We start from the raw sequence: 16,093 nt of genomic DNA, 5'->3' as shown, positions 1-16,093 counted from the left end.
CTCAAAAGGCGGCACCCTTGGCCATTCATCTTTACCAAAACGACCTGCCCGCTGGGCTGAAACTTGGCCGGGTTGTGGCCATTGACACCGAGACGATGGGGCTGAACCCGATGCGGGATCGGTTGTGTCTGGTGCAGCTGTCGTCGGGCGATGGCAATGCGCATCTGGTGCAGATCGCCAAAGGTCAAAAATCGGCTCCGAACCTTGAGGCATTGCTGACCGACCCGGAGGTGATCAAACTGTTCCACTTCGGCCGCTTTGACGTGGCCGCGATGAAACAGGCGTTTGGGGTGACGACCGCTCCGGTGTGGTGCACCAAGATTGCGGCGAAACTGATCCGCACGTTTACGGATCGGCATGGCTTGAAATACCTGCTGAATGAGCTGGTCGGCGTGGATGTATCCAAGCAACAGCAGACTTCGGATTGGGGATCGGTCACGCTGACGGAGGCGCAGAAGGAATATGCGGCGTCGGACGTGCTTTACCTGCACAAGTTGATGAAGGCGCTGGAGGCCATTTTGATCCGCGAAGATCGCTTGGATCTGGCGCAGCGCTGTTTTGATTTCCTACCCACCCGCGCCGAGTTGGATCTTTTGGGATGGGACGAGCCGAATGACCTTTTCCACCACTGAGACGGGCACACTTGATCCGGGCGTCACAGATATTCTGGCAGCCGGACAACGGGTGATCCGGCGCGAGGCCGAGGCTTTGCTGATCCTGGCCGATCATCTGGGGCCAAGCTTTGCGCAGGCGGCAGAGCTGATCATGGCCGCGACCGGGCGCGTGATCGTGTCCGGCATGGGGAAGTCGGGGCATGTCGCGCGCAAGATCGCGGCAACTTTGGCCAGCACCGGCACGCCCGCGCATTTCGTGCATCCGGGCGAAGCCAGTCATGGCGATCTGGGGATGCTGACCAAGGGCGATGTTTCACTGGTGCTGTCGAACTCGGGTGAGACGGTGGAACTGGCCGATATTATCGCGCACACGCGGCGATTTGGCATTCCGTTGATTGCTGTGGCCGCGCGCCGCGACAGCACATTGGTGCGGCAAGCGGATGTGGCGATCTTGCTGCCAGATGCACCGGAAGCCTGCGCGACCGGCATTGTGCCGACCACCTCGACCACGATGATGCTGGCTTTGGGTGACGCGTTGGCGGTGGCGTTGATGGAGCATCGCGCCTTTACGCCCGAGCATTTCCGGCTGTTTCATCCCGGTGGCAAGCTGGGGGCAAAGCTGCTGAAGGTGCGTGACCTGATGCATGTCGATCTGCCGCTGATCGAGGCTGACAGCCCGATGACCGAGGCTTTGCTGGTGATCAGCCAGAAAGGCTTTGGCGTGGTGGGGGTGACCGAGGCCGGCGCGTTGGTGGGGATCATCACCGACGGCGATTTGCGGCGGCATATGGATGGGCTGCTTAGCCTGACCGCCGGTGCCGTGATGACCCGCAGCCCTGCCACGGTGGCACCGGATGCTTTGGCCGAAGCGGCGGTGCTTGTGATGAACGAACGCAAGATCACCTGCCTGTTCGCCGTGGACCCGGCACAGCCCGGTCGGGCGCATGGCATCGTGCATATCCATGATTGCCTGCGCGCAGGGGTGATCTGATGGCGATCCCGCTGCGTGACAAGTGGCATTCGCGCTTGGTGGCCGTGTTGAAAGTGCTGCTGCCGCTGATCGCGCTGGTGTTGCTGTCGACGCTGTTCTTGTTCTCGCGCAAGATCAATCCCGAAGACGCGATCCCCTATGCCGCGGTTGATGTTGAGGATCGCTTGCGCGACCCGAAGATGACAGATGCGGGGTTTGCCGGGATGACCTCGGACGGCGCTTCGCTGAGCATCACGGCGGGCGAAGCCAAACCGACGGCAGAGGGTGGCAGCCTGAAGCTGGTGCAAGGTCTGCTGCAAACACCCGATGGCACAAAGACCGAACTCGCTTCGGCTGCGGTGGCGCTGGATACCGCGCAGAAGATGATCGAGCTGACCGACGGGGCGGAACTGCGCTCGTCCAATGGTTATGTCGTGCAGGCGCAGGGGATGGGCGTGGCGACAGATACCACCCGCATCGAAAGCCGTGGCCCGATCAGCGCAATGGGTCCGGGTGGTCAGTTGACCGCTGATCATATGCTGCTTTCGCAGCAAGGCACGGCGGGCCCCTATCTTCTGGTTTTCAACGGCAAGGTGCGGCTGCTATACCAGCCGGGTAGATGACAGGATTTTCCGATGCTGATCCGTAATATCGCCTATTCCGCCGCACTGCTTGTGGCGCTTGCACAGACTGCTTTGGCCCAAGGGGCGGAAGTGGCCTTCGGTGGGCTGAAGGCTGACCCGACAGCACAGGTTGAGGTGAACGCCGACACCCTGACGGTCAATCAAGGCGATGGCACCGCGATGTTTTCCGGCAATGTCGTGGTCAGTCAGGGCGCGATGAAGCTTTCGGCCAATGAGGTGCGTGTCGCCTATGGTGCCGACAAGACCAGCATCGAGACGCTGTATGCGACCGGCAAGGTGCTGCTGGTGAATGCCACCGATGCGGCGCAGGCGGATAGCGCGGTTTATACCATCGCCTCGGGCGAGGTGGTGATGACCGGCAATGTGCTGCTGACCCAAGGCCAGGCGGCGATGTCCGCGGGCAAGCTGGTGATTGATCTGAAAACCGGCATGGGCCGCATGGAAGGCCGGGTGAAGACCACCTTCGTGCCGGGGAAGAAGTGATGCCTGATCCGACGATGACGGATGGCGATGCGGGCCAGACTGAACTTGGTCTGTCGATCCGGCATATCCGCAAAAGCTACAAACGCCGCCCGGTGATCCGCGACGTGTCGCTGCATCTGAACCGGGGTGAGGTTGTGGCGTTGCTGGGGCCGAATGGCTGCGGCAAGACCACGACATTTTACACCATCGCCGGATTGGTGACGCCGGAAAGCGGGCAGGTGGTGATCGACGGGCGCGATGTGACCAGCCTGCCGATGTATCGGCGGGCGCAGTTGGGGATTGGCTATTTGCCGCAAGAAGTCTCGATTTTTCGCGGGCTGTCGGTGGAAGACAACATCCTCGCCGTGCTGGAGATCCGCGAGAAGGATCACCACAAGCGGCGCGAGCGGCTGGAAGAACTGCTGTCCGAATTTTCGATCACCCACCTGCGCCGCGCGCCTGCGCTGGCCCTGTCAGGGGGGGAGCGTCGCCGAGTCGAAATCGCGCGCTGTCTGGCCGCTGATCCGAAATATCTGCTGCTGGATGAACCTTTCGCTGGGGTGGACCCCATCGCTGTCGGCGAAATCCGTCATCTGGTGCATGATCTGAAATCACGCGGCATCGGCGTGCTGATCACCGACCATAACGTGCGCGAAACACTAGAGATCGTGGACCGCGCCTACATCCTCCACGATGGGGTGGTGCTGAAAACCGGCACGACCGAGGAAATCGTCAAAGACGAAATGGTGCGCCGGGTCTATCTGGGCGAGAATTTCCGCATCATCTAGCGCAAGTTTAACAATGGCGTGACAGCCCTGTTGACAAGTGCCCTGTCGCATCCCCAAATGATAAGGATGCGAGCCCATTGCGCCTTGCCCAATCAGACGGAAGCGGCCCCTAAAAGGCCCCGCCACTGTTGGCGATTGGTCTCGTTAACCACCTGTAAATCAAAGCAAGTCTACCCTTCCGCGTCTTGCGGAAGTCTATGACCCTATGCGCTAAAGGAGGCATCATGCGTTACCAGATCAGCGGAAAACAAATTGACATCGGCGAGGCTTTGCAAACCCATGTGAAGTCCGAACTGGGCGAGGTTGTTGAGAAATACGCTCAGCGTCCGACCGAGGCCGTCATCGTTTTTTCCAAGTCGGCGCATGAGTTTGTTTGCGAATCGGTGATCCATCTGTCGACCGGGCTGAACGCCCAAGCCAAGGGTCATGCGACCGAGATTTACGCAGCTTTTGAATCTTGCCGCGAGAAGATGGACAAACAGTTGCGGCGCTATAAGCGGCGTATCCGCAACCATCACCACAGCCGTCCGGTGCCGGTTGAATTCGGCGAAGGCTCGTCCTATATCCTCGCTCCAACCGAAGAACCGGAAGACGATGACAACGCGGTCGCGCAGCCAATCATCATTGCCGAGATGGAAGCCAAGATTCCGTCGATCACCGTGGGTGAGGCCGTGATGCAGCTGGAACTGACCAGTCAGAAGTTTCTGGTGTTTCGTAATGAAGGACATGCGGGCGTGAATGTCGTATACCGTCGCGACGACGGGAATATTGGCTGGATTGACCCGCGCAACACCAAATAACGCAGCTCTTTCAGGGCGCGGAAGGACGAGACGCCGGATGGACCTATCTAAACTTCTGATACCGGGAGCTGTCCGGGTTCTTGGTCAATTAACCAGTAAAAAGCGCCTCTTCCAGGAACTGGGAGAGGTGACCTTTCAGGCCTATGGGCTGTCTTCGGCGATCGTCGTCGATGGCTTGCAGGAACGTGAAAGCCTTGGGCCAACCGGGGTGGGCAACGGCATCGCCCTGCCCCACGCGCGGCTTGAGGAAATTGAGAAGATTTTCGGCGTTTTCATCCGGCTGGAGAAACCGCTGGATTATGAAAGCGTGGATCGCCAGCCGGTGGATCTGGTGTTCGGCTTGTTTGCACCGAAGGATTCCGGGGTTGAGCATTTGAAAGCGCTGGCACAAGTGTCGCGCACCATGCGTGATCCGGGGATTTGCGCCAAGCTGCGGGCGAACACCGACCCCGACAAGCTGTATGCGATCCTGACCGAAGCGCGGACGCCGCAGGTGGCGGCGTAAGCCCCACTGCCGAAGCTCGCTTAAGCCCAGTTACGAAAGCCGAAGCCTTCGTAATCCCGCCAATAGGCTTCCCGCGCGGCGGCTTCGAGATCGGGGCCGTAAAGCTGCGCCAGGGGGTAGGGGTGCTTGTCAGCCACAGTTGGCAGCGCTTTGGCGTCAATGCCAAGATCGGCACAGAGACAGGTCAGACCTTCAGCAAGCTTGTCTTCCCGGATCAACAAATCCGGGCTTTGCACCTGCGCAAAGCCTTGAAGGATCGCCCCTTGTGAGGCGATTTGTGCCATCACCCGCAATTCGGTGCGGCCTGCCAAAACGTGCTTGATCAGTTCGAGGAACACCAGAAAGCCCGCGCGAAACTCTTCCATCGTCTCAAAGGGCTTGCCCTTTGGCGGCAGCTGGAATTTATGCACGCGTTTCAGGTAGGGCCGCAGCTCTGGCATCCATTCCTTGGCGGTGAAGTCGCACCACGCAGTATAGGCACGGGCAAGCGGATGACGCAGCACAGTGAAACTGCGCTGACCGGGATGTGCGGCTTTCCATTTGCGCAGCGATTGCCGATCAAAGCCGGGCAACAGCGGCCCGTAGCTTTGCAGCCATTTCTTCAGCTGCGCCTCGGGTGCGTATTTGATCGGCATGAACAGCAGATCGGCCCCTTCTGACGCGACATACTGCGGCACGGCGGCCAGACGTCGAGGCTCAAAATTCGGCACATGGCTTTGGTTGAACCAATCCAGCGTCGCCAGACCCTGCTGCATCTCCAACGGGTTGGAGACTTTTTCCGCAATCGCCTCGGGGTTTTGCTTTTTGAAACGGAAATCCAAGGCCTCGATACGGGCGGGCACGCCGAGGAAACTGGCAAGGCCGTTCAGCACATCCAAGTCACGAATGTCTTCATAATCAATGTAATAAGCGGTCTGGCCGGTGGTTTGCAGCGCATGCACCAGCTTGCGTTGAAACTGCTGAAGCTGGTCAATCCGCGCGTTGAACTCTGCCAGATCGAACCGCGGCCGCACGGTTTTCAGGTGTTTGGTATTGGCCAGCCACCACTGATCGCTTTCCATCGCGATCCTCCAGCTGATGAAGCTTTCCAGCTGGTTGCGGGTCAGGATGATCTTGGCGCAGGCAGGGTCGGCCATCACCAGATCAAACACCCGAGGGTCGTGATCTGAGAAATAGCGGAAACCCGCCAACCCTTTGGTCTGCATCCGCATGGCGCGCAGAAAGCCTGCGGGATCGGCATCGCGCCCGGCCATGTCGATGCCGAACATCTCTTGCTTGCCTTCGCCGCCGATCAAGTAGGGATTGAAGGTCTCACCGTGGCAGGTGACGCCGTCGAGGGAATTGAGATTGGCCTCAAGAAAGTTCGATCCGGTGCGCATTTCGGCGAAGATCACGAAAGAGCTGAATCGGGTATTTAGGTCGGGCAAATCACTTCACCAAATAGGGGCGGCCGCGCCGCGAAGTCGAGGGGCGCGGGCCATCGCCGGTCGGAAAATCACCCATCAACACGGGCTGCATGCCCTGATTGCGCAGGTTTTGCAGGAATTGACCAAAGCCCGTCAGATCGGCCAGACGCGGCGCTTCGGTCAGGCGGCGCATGGCGCGCGGGCTGATTTCATCAACGATGGTTTGCAAAGGCTCCATCGGGTTTTCGACAAATTCAGCCAAAGACCAACTGCGCACCCGCGCTTTGACCCAAGGCTTGCGCAGCTCGGTCAGGAACTCGGCTTCAATCTTTTGCAGGCGGGCGGCTTCCTTGCGGATTTCGCCGAAATTGCTGTTGGAGTGAAACAGCGGGATCGCCCAAGCCCCTGAAATCACCGAGATTTGCGCGTTTGGATCGCCCGCGATGAAATTGGTCAGCACCTGACTGTCATTTGGGCCGAACTGAAAGCACTGGCGTTCACCTCGGGTGTTCCAGATCAGGTTGGTGAGAAACGAGGTGGGATTATAGTCGCGGATGGCGGCGGAATCGCAGACCGCACCGTTGTAGATCTTCTCACCACCGGCAAACTCGATGCACTCTGCGGCGAACAGATGGCCATGCACGCGGGTGCCAGTGGCTTTGCCAAGCCAGATTTCAAAATTCTCAAACAGATCGGCAAAGCCTTCAAACACCGAATAGGGGGCTGCGGTGCGGCCATTTTCCCAGTTTTCATTGGGATGGCGCGACTGCATGTAAAGACCGGGGCGGCCCTTGGTGCGGCGTTCCACCGCTTTGGCAAACAGCCGGTCAATCTTGCCGGGATTAGGCTCTGCCGCCGCTTGGCCGCCGGGGTCATTGGACAGAAATGTCTTGTATAACCGCCCGGCATGGGGCCAGATTTTGCGGGCAACAAAACAATCGGACCGCCGCAGCAGTTGCAGGTGATCGTCGTAAAAGATGTGCGGTTTGCCCTGAAAATCAAACTTCGACAGCGTCAGCGAGCGGCTTTCGACATTGGCCGAGACCTGCCGTACCAAGGTTTGAAAATAGCTTTCATCCGGGATCCAGACGCGGCGGAAATAGCGATCAATCTCGGCACGCTCGGGGTTTTCCAGAATGGCCGACAAGGTCTGCCGGGTCAGGCACCACCATTGGCTGCCTAAGTGCGGCACGATGCCTGCCGGAATGCGGCGACGGAAACCAAGACGGCGTTGCAGGCGGACGTAGCCATCAAACAGCCGGCGCTTTTTGCGCCAGCTGAAGGGGAATCGCAGGGTGAAACGTTCCACATCCAAGCCGCCGATGGTCCAGCCGACATCTTCGGTGGTGACGGATTCGATGAAATCGGTGCGCGGCCGTTCCGCCAGATAGGCAACCATTTCCTCGACCGGGCGCAGCGGCAGACAGGAACCCGAAGCCAGATAGACATGCCGCACCTGCGGGAAATCACGCAGCATGATGGTTGACGCCTCTTGCGTGGCGGCGACGATGCCCCAAGTGCCCCATTCGCAGGCATGGCGGCCCGAAAAGCGAATGTTATCAAGGTCTATCAAGGATTTGACCAAGCCGTCATAGGCCTTGCGCTTCACCCGCCGATCCACATGGATCACCACTGGACAACCGCGCACCGCCCAATGCCGCGCCACTTGGGCCGCACGATCAAACGCGGTATGGCACAGCATGACGATGCCCACGCTCATGCCCAGTTGCCCTTCGACATCAGGCCCAAAATCTCCAACTGACGCCAGTTGATGTATTTCTCGCTCCACTTGCACCACAGATCGGGCTGGGTGCTGATCCCGGCCCGGTAGGCGCGGTATTCGTGGCTGTTGGCGTAGTGCTGGCGGCGTTCCATCTCTTCTTCGGCCTTATGGGCGAAGGTATCGAGGAACTTGGCATGCAGCAGGCAACCTGAGGCTTTTTCACCGCCCCATTCGTCGTAAACTTGGTTCAAGCCCCGTGGCAAAAGCATGTGGGTCGATGACACATAGGCGTAATCGCGATCCCATTTCACCAGCGGGATCTTGTTCAGCGCGGGCGCGCGTTCGGGCAGATCCTGGAAGAACATTCGCAAACGCGGGCCGCCCTGGATCCACAGATTGCCGAATTTCTTGTTGCGGTGAATGATGTAATTGCCGCTATCAAAATACGGAGCCACCTCAAATGGGTCTTGGCCCTCGGCATAAGGGGCGGCGTCGAACGGGCCTTTCGGATACATATCCAGCAACATCGCCGAAAAGGATTTGATTGACGAGGCGTCCAGCCAATCGGTCAGCGCCCGCAACGGCCGCGTATCGCAGAACGGGTAAACGAAGAACTCATCGGGATCGACAATCAGCGCCCAATGGCCGTGGGCGTATTTATTTTGCAGATAGTTCAGCCAATCAACGCCAAAACGGGCACGTTTGTAGCTGTGCTGGGTGGTCCAGAGCGAGACATCGGGCTGGGCTTGCAGATATTCGCGGCTGCCATCGTCGCTGTCATTATCCACGATAATGAAATGGTTGACGCCCAGATTACGGTAGTAGCGCAGGAAATAGGGCAGGCGGATACGCTCATTGCGCAGGGTTGAGAACAGCAGGATATGATCCGAGCCGATCAGATTGGTGCGATCAACAACACCGCGCAACTCCCGCCGCTTTCGAAAAGCGCGGATGCGCCAGCGTTTTCGCGCCAGCCGCAGCATGTATCTTGAAAGTACGCTCAACCCTAAACTTCCAATCGCCCCGTCACCGATCCGAACGGGGTATCACATTCTGGTTAACACAAGCCTGAAATGTTCTGCCCACTGCGGCGGCGTCTGTACCCTCCTGTCGGTGTTATCAGCCATAGTAAGACGGCTGATTGTTTCCATCCAAGAATAACTGTCCGCAACGTCAAGGTAAACTGCGAACTCCCCCAGAAGCTCTTGAAACACTGGCAGATTTGATGTGACAACCGGGGTGCCCAGCGCTGCGGCCTCTAGCGCGGGGATGCCAAAGCCCTCGACAAAGCTTGGAAAGAGCAAAGCCTGTGCGCCTTGCAACAGGAAGGCGATTTCGCCATCGCTCAGGCCCACGCATTCCTGGATTGGGGAATCAGCTGGCAGCGCATCCAGCCGCGCGGTGACAGCGGCGTTGGACCAGCCGCGGCCGCCAATGATCAGCAGTCCGGGCGGGTCAGGCATCTGCGCCCAAAGGTCGAGAAGAAGGGCATGGTTCTTGCGTGGCTCGATGGTGCCAAGCACGACGAAATAGGGCTGCCTTGGCGGGGCTGTGGCAACAGGTTTCGCAACAGGAACGCCCAGATTGGCGGTGATGCCGTCTGGCACGCGGCCCAGCTGCGCCAGTTGCGCCTCGGTCTGGGCGCGGGTGGTGTGGGTGGTATGGATCACCAGATCGGCATGGCTGGCAACCGCCTGCATCTTGCGGCGGAACGGCTCCACGCTATCGGGGCGGGCGAATCTGGGATGATCAAGCGGGATGGTGTCATGCACCAGCACGGCAATCTTCAGCCCAGCGGCGCGGATCTGGCGCAAACTGCGGTCGTCGAGATTGGCGTGGCCGGTGTTGAAATAGCTGGAGCCGGGGGGCAGGTGACGCTTAAGCAGACGGGTCAGACCGCGCTTGATGCAGCGGGCGATGGCGAGGCGGCGCAAAGCGGCCTCTGCCCCGCCCCTTGCAGGATCGCGGCGCCAAGCGATGCGGCCAATCAGGTCATTGCGGGTCAGATCAAGCCTGCCGTTGCGCAGGGCGGTCATACCCACATGGTCCAAAAGCAAAAAACCCGCAGCTGTACGCACAAGGCCCAAACAGGGGGTTTCCAGCTGCAAGAATTGCTCAAGATAAGCGTATTCGACGCGGTCTACCCCGGTCATCGGCCCCTTGCCCAGACGCGACATCAGCCGCGTCAGGTCAAGCAGCCGCGCCGGGGCCACAGCTTACTGCGCCGCCTTTTGCAGCGCGATCATGTCGTTCAGATAGGCGCTGAATTCCTCACGCAGATCAGGGCGCGCAAGGCCAAAGGCCACCGTCGCCTGCAGGAATCCCGCCTTCGAGCCGCAGTCATAGCGCTGACCGCGGAAGCGATAGCCATAGACGTTGCCGGTCTTGGTTTCTTCGGCAATCGCGTCGGTCAGCTGAATCTCTCCGCCCGCGCCTTGCTTCATTTTATTCAGGTTATTCAGCACCTTGGGCGACAGAATATAACGCCCGATCACTGCCAGATTCGACGGTGCATCCTCGGCTTTCGGTTTTTCAACCATGCCTTTGGCTTTCACGATCGCGCCCATATCCTCGGCAATATCCAACACGCCATAGGAGGATGCCTTGTGCGGCGGCACTTCCATCGCGGCAACCATATTGCCGCCGGTTTGCTCATAGGCTTCCATCATCTGCTGCAAGCAGGGTTTTTCAGCGGCGATCACGTCATCCGGCAGCAGCACGGCAAACGGCTCATCCCCGATCAGGCGACGCGCGCACCAGACAGCATGGCCAAGCCCCAAGGGCCGGGTTTGGCGCAGATAGGCGATTGCGCCGGAATCCATGTTGGTTTCTTTCAGAATCTCCAACAGATCATCTTTGCCAGACTTGCGCAGGGCGCTTTCCAGCTCGGGCGAGTGGTCAAAGTAATCCTCAAGCGCGGATTTGCCACGCGAGGTGACGAAAATGAATTCCTTGATGCCCGCCGCGCGCGCCTCGTCGATCGCGTATTGGATCAGGGGCCGGTCAACCAGCGTCATGATCTCTTTCGGGATAGATTTGGTGGCTGGCAGGAACCGTGTGCCCATGCCGGCAACCGGGAACACTGCTTTCGTGACTTTTTTGATCTTCATTTGCCCAATCTTTCGCGCTGCCCAAGCATTTTTGGGCAGGTTACACACTAACGCACAATGCTTGACAGAACAATCTGTCAGCTTTTTGGCGTCTGTGTTTGTAGCAATGTAATACCACGGAATTGAATGACAAGCTGCGGGGAAAATTTGCGCCGACGCAGCGCGACGTTCTTCCGGTCAATCCGTGGGGCGATAACGGGCGAGCCGCGCGGTTTCTTCGGCGATGCGCTTGCGGAAAGACACCAGCCGAACGCGCGGGCCTTGCCGGGTGGATTGGCCAAATATACCGCCGATTTGCAGCCAATAGCCTTCCGACTGGAAGCTGAGCTTGTGCGGGCGGGCGGTGGGGCTGAACAGAAAAACCGTGGTGATGGTTGTGGTGCTGGCGGCGGCTTCGGCCAGCAGGCGGCGCTTTTGCCAGAACCTTCCGGCAAGAATTTTGCCGGGGCGCGGGCCAGTGCCCAACGGCTGCAACGGAGCAGTGGCGGGGGGAAGGGGCGGTAGGGCGGTCAGCGGGTGGACAAGCCCTTCGGCCCAGCCTTGGGTGAGACTGGTGAGCAGGGCAAGTTCGGCCACAGCGTCAATACGACCAGCGCGGCGATGTGCGGCGATACGGCTCGATTCCCGCAGAGACAGAGCCTTCATTGCCTCAGCCAGATCAGCCTCTGGTGCATGGCGGCGCAGGAAAATCGCGGTGCTGGCCGCGATGTCATGCAGGCTGAGCGGCACCCGATTGGCGGCGCGGCGGTTACTGGCAAGATAGCCGTGATGGACTTGGGCGTCGGGGATGATCGCGGTCAGTCCGGGCAGGCGCAGGTTCACATCGGCTTCGTCGAGGTAAAACCGATAGGCCGGATCAAAGCCGCCGATGGCCAGCAAGGCATCGCGGCGAAAGGCGCAGTTGGTGCCTTGGGTTTTCACCGCCCGTTTTGGGGTAGCGGGGCGCAGCGTGGGCTCTGTGATCATCAGCAGATGGTCTTGGCCGAATTGATCGACTTCGCAGGCCTGCCATTGATAGGAAATGCCATTGCGGCCCCGGATAAAGCCGGTGCTGGCGGTTACGTCTGGATCGGCTAAGGGGACGGTCAGCCGAGATAGCCACGTCGGCTCGGCGACCGCATCATCGTCAATGAAAGCCACCACCGGGGCTGCGGCCACAGCCAACCCTGCGTTGCGGGCGGCGCTGATGTTGGCCTGATCAAAACGCACGCATTTCAGCGGCAAGGGAAGGGTTTCAACTTGCCCTATCGCCTCGGGGTCAGCGACCACGATCAACTCGAAATTCGGGTGATCCTGCTGAGTCAGAGCCACAATGCAGCGCATCAGCGCCGCCGTGCGGTGGCGGCTGACCACGATGACGCTGACGGGCGGGGTGGTCATCCAAGCGCTGCCAAAGCGGCCTCGATCACCGGCACGTCGGAGGGGTTGTTCAACTCCCAGAAGGTCAGACCTTTGCCATCGACCTCAACGCACAGAACTTGTCGGCCGTTTTCCAGGAAGCGGAGCTGTTCCAGACCTTCGAGGGTTTCCAGCGGGCCAACGGGCCAGTCTGGATAGGCAGCCAGTGCTGCGGGGCGGTAGGCGTAGACGCCAACGTGATGGAACACCGGGGTGGGTTCATTATCGGCGTAGCTGCGGGTGGTGAAGGGGATAACCTCTTTCGAGAAGTATAGGCCTCGCATCCCCGCACCGAAAACCGCCGTTGTGCCGCCAACGCGACCCGCTCGACGATCCGCAAGAAAGCCGTTCAACGCGCGACCGTCACAGCGCAGAACCGGGGTGGCGATATCGGCTTCGGGTGCGGCGCGCAGGCCCGCGATCAGGTCTTCGACAAACCATGCGGGCGTCAGCGGTGCGTCGCCTTGCAGGTTCACCACCATGTCATAGCCCGGCAGCAAGGCGGCGACTTCTGCACAGCGCTCGGTGCCGTTTTGCGCGGTGGACGAGGTCATGACCACCTCGGCGCCAAAGCCCGTCGCATGGTCGCGGATGCGGTCGACGTCGGTGGCCACCACCACACGACTGACGCCACGCACGGCCATTGCGGCCTCCCAACTGCGACGGATCAGGGACTTCTCGCCATCCTTGCCTTTCAGCGAAACCAAGGGCTTGCCGGGGTAGCGCGTGCTTGCGTAGCGGGCGGGGATGACGAGAAGCACGCTCATTTTTTCAAGGTCACGCCGGGGGCGTAGGCGATGAAGAACGGGTTGTCCCAGCCCTGCTTACCATAGGCGAGCGGGGTGTGATCATCAAACCGCACGACATGACCACCAGCGCCGCGCAGCACGGCGTCGCCTGCAGCGGTGTCCCATTCCATCGTGCGGCCAAGGCGCGGATAGAGATCCGCCTCTCCGGTCGCCAGCAGGCAGAATTTCAGGCTGGAGCCTGCAGATTTCATATCCTTGCAGGCATATTTCGCGATGTAGTCATCGGTTGCCGCATCGCGATGCGATTTCGAGGCCACCACCATCAGCGCTGCATTGTCGGGCTTTGACACCGACAATACGCTGACCGGACCAGCCGCATCCTTGGCAAAGGCCCCCGTCTCTTCGACCGTGACGCCATCCGCTTGGGTGTAAAACAACCGCCCCTGCGCCGGGGCATAGACCACACCGCGCAACGGCACCCCGTTTTCAACATAGGCAATGTTCACAGTGAAATCGCCACGGCGCTGCACGAATTCCTTGGTGCCATCCAGCGGATCGACGATCAGGAAGGTTGACGCCGTCAGCGCGTGGCTGTCGGCCTGCTCTTCGGTGATCAGCACGACATCCGGGAAGGCCGCGCGCAGGCCAGCCGAGATGATCACATCGGCAGCCTCATCGGCCTCGGTCACCGGGCTGGTGTCAGATTTCGACTTCACCTCAAAATCCGGGCCATTGTAGACCTGCATGATGCGGTCGCCAGCCTCAAGCGCGAGGCGGCGGATGACGGGGATCAGATGGTCAAAGTTCATAGGCTCTCCTGACAAGCGCGCCATCGAATTGCCGCGTTGTTGATTATTACATGCTTCGCCTTTATCATCGCTTGGAAAGGGAACAGCAAGATTTCCTGCGCTATAATGGGTCAAGCCCAGAATGAGGTTGCGGTAGATGTTTCGCCCGGAAGTCAAACGGACCAAGGTGACCAGCGCCTTTGGCATGCTGGAGCTGATCTTTCACGCCGCCGTACGCAACGTGCGCAAACAACATGGCAATGCGGTCATCGGCCTGTTGATGAGCATCATTCAGTCGGTGCTGATGGTCGTGATCATGGTGTTGCTGTTCGATCTGCTGGGGATGCGTGGCTCGGCGCTGCGCGGCGATTTCGTGCTGTATATCATGTCGGGGGTGTTCAACTTTGCCACCCATGCCAAGACGCTGAGTGCCGTATCGAAGTCTGATGGGCCAACCTCGGCGATGATGAAACACTCGCCGATGAATACCATCGTTTCTATTTCGTCCGCCGCGCTTGGTGCACTTTATCTGCAAACCCTGTCGGCTGGCTGCATCCTGTTTGCCTACCATGCGCTGTGGACACCGATCACCATCTATGAGCCGGTCCCGGTGATCGGGATCTACATGCTGTCCTGGGCTTCGGGCGTCGGCGTGGGCATGATCTTCAAGGCCGCAACGCCTTGGCAACCAGAGTTTTTCAGCATTGCCACCTCGATTTATGCACGCGCCAACATGATCTTTTCGGGCAAGATGTTTTTGGCCAATTCGATGCCCGCCAGCCTTTTGCACTATTACACATGGAACCCGCTGTTTCACTCCATCGACCAGACCCGCGGCTATATGTTTCAGAACTATCATCCGCACAACAGCTCGATCGAATACACCATCTGGGTCACCTTCGTGCTAATCGTGATTGGCCTGATGGGTGAAAACTACACCCGCAAACATGTCTCAGCCAGTTGGGGAGCCGGGCGATGAAGTGGTTGGTGTTGTGGATCGGCCTGCTTTGGGCAGGGCTGGCGGGGGCGCAGGTTTTGCCCGCGCTTTATGACGTGGCCGGGGTGGCCAGTGATGACGTGTTGAACATCCGCTCTGGGGCGGATGCCTCCAGCCCGGTGATGGGTGCGCTGCCCCCGGATGCCAAAGCCGTCGAGGTGGTAGCACTCAGCGCTGATGGCAAATGGGCGCAGATCAATGCGGGTGAGGGCGCGGGCTGGGTCGCGCTGCGCTTTTTGCACAAACAAGATCGGCCCGACTGGTTTGCGCTGGAGCATGGCCTGCATTGTGCGGGGACCGAGCCGTTCTGGGCGCTGTCGGTTGATCCCGTCACGCTTTCGGCACAGATCACCACCCCCGAGGAGGAGGGGCCCGAAATGGACGTGACCGGTACATGGCCGGGCAGCGCCTTTCACCCCACTGCCGCCGTGCAATACAGCAGCGCAGACGCCAGTGGCATGGCCGTGCTGCGCGGTCAGGCCTGTTCGGATGGCATGTCGGACCAAAGCTTTGGCATCAGCGTTGATCTGTTCCAGTCTGCCCGCCCAAATCAGACTGCGCAAACCCTGCACGGCTGCTGCCGTTTGGTGCCCTGAATCTGGCGTGTAACCCAACTCCGGCAATTTTTCCGATCATTCATTGAGTTTTACCCCCCACGCAGCGCTTGCAGGGTCAAATCAGCCTGCCTATATACGCCCAGAAGCCGGAAACGGGCAGTAGCCCTTCCGGGTCTCATGGGATCGGGACGGAATGCCTGCTTGGGTTCCGCACCACAACATCGCCGAAGGAAAGGGACCTACTTATGGCCAAAGTCATTGGGATTGACCTCGGGACGACCAACTCTTGCGTCGCCATCATGGACGGATCGCAACCCCGGATCATCGAAAACTCGGAAGGCGCGCGCACCACGCCGTCTATCGTCGCCTACACGGAAACCGAACGTCTGGTCGGGCAAGCTGCAAAACGGCAGGCTGTCACCAACGCCAGCAACACCATCTTCGCGGTCAAGCGTTTGATTGGTCGTCGCCATGACGATCCGGTCATCGTCAAAGACCAGAAGAACATGCCCTACAAGATCACCAACGGCGGCAATGGTGACGCTTGGGTCGAAGTGCGCGGTGAGAAGTATTCTCCGGCAC

Annotated in this window: 18 protein-coding genes; 10 read left to right on the top strand and 8 right to left on the bottom strand. The window is 59.6% G+C overall.

What is annotated here, in order from left to right:
- Window positions 1-17 precede the first annotated feature (17 nt).
- From U1A24_RS07890 to U1A24_RS07860, 7 genes are all read left to right on the top strand, one after another.
- On the top strand, window positions 18-632 hold the full coding sequence (locus U1A24_RS07890) for a ribonuclease D (RefSeq protein ID WP_322321432.1): 615 nt from the start codon (window positions 18-20) through the stop codon (window positions 630-632).
- Window positions 613-1,605, top strand: a complete 993-nt coding sequence (locus tag U1A24_RS07885) for a KpsF/GutQ family sugar-phosphate isomerase (protein ID WP_322321431.1) — start codon at window positions 613-615, stop codon at window positions 1,603-1,605. The genes U1A24_RS07890 and U1A24_RS07885 overlap by 20 nt, the downstream gene beginning before the upstream one ends.
- Window positions 1,605-2,207: a hypothetical protein gene (locus U1A24_RS07880; RefSeq protein WP_322321430.1), complete on the top strand. Its 603-nt coding sequence runs from the start codon at window positions 1,605-1,607 to the stop codon at window positions 2,205-2,207. Before U1A24_RS07885 ends, U1A24_RS07880 begins: the two co-directional genes overlap by 1 nt.
- 12 nt (window positions 2,208-2,219) lie before the next feature.
- Window positions 2,220-2,711: an LptA/OstA family protein gene (locus U1A24_RS07875; RefSeq protein WP_322321429.1), complete on the top strand. Its 492-nt coding sequence runs from the start codon at window positions 2,220-2,222 to the stop codon at window positions 2,709-2,711.
- A 14-nt stretch (window positions 2,712-2,725) separates the two neighbouring features.
- Window positions 2,726-3,478, top strand: a complete 753-nt coding sequence (lptB, locus tag U1A24_RS07870; protein WP_322321568.1) for an LPS export ABC transporter ATP-binding protein — start codon at window positions 2,726-2,728, stop codon at window positions 3,476-3,478.
- Between the two features lie 224 nt (window positions 3,479-3,702).
- The gene (gene hpf, locus U1A24_RS07865; RefSeq protein ID WP_322321428.1) at window positions 3,703-4,278 is read left to right on the top strand and encodes a ribosome hibernation-promoting factor, HPF/YfiA family; all 576 of its coding nucleotides are present in this window, start codon (window positions 3,703-3,705) and stop codon (window positions 4,276-4,278) included.
- Window positions 4,279-4,315: 37 nt separating this feature from the next.
- Window positions 4,316-4,783, top strand: a complete 468-nt coding sequence (locus U1A24_RS07860; RefSeq protein WP_054006688.1) for a PTS sugar transporter subunit IIA — start codon at window positions 4,316-4,318, stop codon at window positions 4,781-4,783.
- Between the two features lie 20 nt (window positions 4,784-4,803).
- Here the strand turns inward: U1A24_RS07860 and U1A24_RS07855 are convergent, their stop codons facing one another.
- The 8 genes from U1A24_RS07855 to cysQ form a co-directional block, all read right to left on the bottom strand.
- Complete coding sequence (locus U1A24_RS07855; protein ID WP_322321427.1) at window positions 4,804-6,177, bottom strand: nodulation protein NodH; 1,374 nt, start codon at window positions 6,175-6,177, stop codon at window positions 4,804-4,806.
- Window positions 6,178-6,211: 34 nt separating this feature from the next.
- Window positions 6,212-7,909 carry a beta-1,6-N-acetylglucosaminyltransferase gene (locus tag U1A24_RS07850; RefSeq protein ID WP_322321426.1) on the bottom strand — a complete coding sequence of 566 codons (1,698 nt, stop codon included), beginning with the start codon at window positions 7,907-7,909 and terminating at the stop codon, window positions 6,212-6,214.
- Window positions 7,906-8,895 carry a glycosyltransferase family 2 protein gene (locus tag U1A24_RS07845; RefSeq protein ID WP_322321425.1) on the bottom strand — a complete coding sequence of 330 codons (990 nt, stop codon included), beginning with the start codon at window positions 8,893-8,895 and terminating at the stop codon, window positions 7,906-7,908. The genes U1A24_RS07850 and U1A24_RS07845 overlap by 4 nt, the downstream gene beginning before the upstream one ends.
- Window positions 8,896-8,958: 63 nt before the next feature.
- On the bottom strand, window positions 8,959-10,125 hold the full coding sequence (locus tag U1A24_RS07840) for a glycosyltransferase family 1 protein (protein WP_322321424.1): 1,167 nt from the start codon (window positions 10,123-10,125) through the stop codon (window positions 8,959-8,961).
- A gap of 3 nt (window positions 10,126-10,128) precedes the next feature.
- Window positions 10,129-11,022 (bottom strand): UTP--glucose-1-phosphate uridylyltransferase GalU, encoded by an 894-nt coding sequence (gene galU, locus U1A24_RS07835; RefSeq protein ID WP_322321423.1) that lies wholly within the window; start codon window positions 11,020-11,022, stop codon window positions 10,129-10,131.
- A gap of 177 nt (window positions 11,023-11,199) precedes the next feature.
- A complete protein-coding gene (locus U1A24_RS07830) occupies window positions 11,200-12,402 on the bottom strand; it encodes a glycosyltransferase family 2 protein (RefSeq protein WP_322321422.1) in 1,203 nt (400 codons plus the stop codon).
- A complete protein-coding gene (locus U1A24_RS07825; RefSeq protein WP_322321421.1) occupies window positions 12,399-13,187 on the bottom strand; it encodes a manno-octulosonate cytidylyltransferase in 789 nt (262 codons plus the stop codon). The genes U1A24_RS07830 and U1A24_RS07825 overlap by 4 nt, the downstream gene beginning before the upstream one ends.
- Complete coding sequence (cysQ, locus tag U1A24_RS07820; RefSeq protein ID WP_322321420.1) at window positions 13,184-13,978, bottom strand: 3'(2'),5'-bisphosphate nucleotidase CysQ; 795 nt, start codon at window positions 13,976-13,978, stop codon at window positions 13,184-13,186. The genes U1A24_RS07825 and cysQ overlap by 4 nt, the downstream gene beginning before the upstream one ends.
- Window positions 13,979-14,114: 136 nt before the next feature.
- On the opposite strand from cysQ, the gene U1A24_RS07815 reads away from it, so the two are divergent.
- The 3 genes from U1A24_RS07815 to U1A24_RS07805 all read left to right on the top strand — a co-directional run.
- A complete protein-coding gene (locus U1A24_RS07815) occupies window positions 14,115-14,936 on the top strand; it encodes an ABC transporter permease (protein ID WP_322321419.1) in 822 nt (273 codons plus the stop codon).
- Window positions 14,933-15,550 carry an SH3 domain-containing protein gene (locus U1A24_RS07810; RefSeq protein ID WP_322321418.1) on the top strand — a complete coding sequence of 206 codons (618 nt, stop codon included), beginning with the start codon at window positions 14,933-14,935 and terminating at the stop codon, window positions 15,548-15,550. Before U1A24_RS07815 ends, U1A24_RS07810 begins: the two co-directional genes overlap by 4 nt.
- A gap of 206 nt (window positions 15,551-15,756) precedes the next feature.
- The coding region (locus tag U1A24_RS07805; RefSeq protein WP_322321417.1) for an Hsp70 family protein at window positions 15,757-16,093 on the top strand (337 nt) is incomplete at its 3' end.

Origin of the sequence: Cypionkella sp. (genome assembly GCF_034376685.1) — a bacterium.
In the GTDB taxonomy this organism is placed as follows: domain Bacteria; phylum Pseudomonadota; class Alphaproteobacteria; order Rhodobacterales; family Rhodobacteraceae; genus Cypionkella.
Note: the sequence above shows the minus strand (reverse complement) of the source record. Positions and strands in the feature narration are given on the sequence as shown.

Bases quoted from the DNA above. Each gene is read 5' to 3' on its own strand.
- U1A24_RS07885 (WP_322321431.1), top strand. From the start codon at position 613: ATGACCTTTTCCACCACTGAGACGGGCACACTTGATCCGGGCGTCACA.
- U1A24_RS07880 (WP_322321430.1), top strand. From the start codon at position 1,605: ATGGCGATCCCGCTGCGTGACAAGTGGCATTCGCGCTTGGTGGCCGTG.
- U1A24_RS07875 (WP_322321429.1), top strand. From the start codon at position 2,220: ATGCTGATCCGTAATATCGCCTATTCCGCCGCACTGCTTGTGGCGCTT.
- lptB (WP_322321568.1), top strand. From the start codon at position 2,726: ATGACGGATGGCGATGCGGGCCAGACTGAACTTGGTCTGTCGATCCGG.
- hpf (WP_322321428.1), top strand. From the start codon at position 3,703: ATGCGTTACCAGATCAGCGGAAAACAAATTGACATCGGCGAGGCTTTG.
- U1A24_RS07860 (WP_054006688.1), top strand. From the start codon at position 4,316: ATGGACCTATCTAAACTTCTGATACCGGGAGCTGTCCGGGTTCTTGGT.
- U1A24_RS07850 (WP_322321426.1), bottom strand. From the start codon at position 7,909: ATGAGCGTGGGCATCGTCATGCTGTGCCATACCGCGTTTGATCGTGCG.
- U1A24_RS07845 (WP_322321425.1), bottom strand. From the start codon at position 8,895: ATGCTGCGGCTGGCGCGAAAACGCTGGCGCATCCGCGCTTTTCGAAAG.
- galU (WP_322321423.1), bottom strand. From the start codon at position 11,022: ATGAAGATCAAAAAAGTCACGAAAGCAGTGTTCCCGGTTGCCGGCATG.
- U1A24_RS07830 (WP_322321422.1), bottom strand. From the start codon at position 12,402: ATGACCACCCCGCCCGTCAGCGTCATCGTGGTCAGCCGCCACCGCACG.
- U1A24_RS07825 (WP_322321421.1), bottom strand. From the start codon at position 13,187: ATGAGCGTGCTTCTCGTCATCCCCGCCCGCTACGCAAGCACGCGCTAC.
- cysQ (WP_322321420.1), bottom strand. From the start codon at position 13,978: ATGAACTTTGACCATCTGATCCCCGTCATCCGCCGCCTCGCGCTTGAG.
- U1A24_RS07815 (WP_322321419.1), top strand. From the start codon at position 14,115: ATGTTTCGCCCGGAAGTCAAACGGACCAAGGTGACCAGCGCCTTTGGC.
- U1A24_RS07810 (WP_322321418.1), top strand. From the start codon at position 14,933: ATGAAGTGGTTGGTGTTGTGGATCGGCCTGCTTTGGGCAGGGCTGGCG.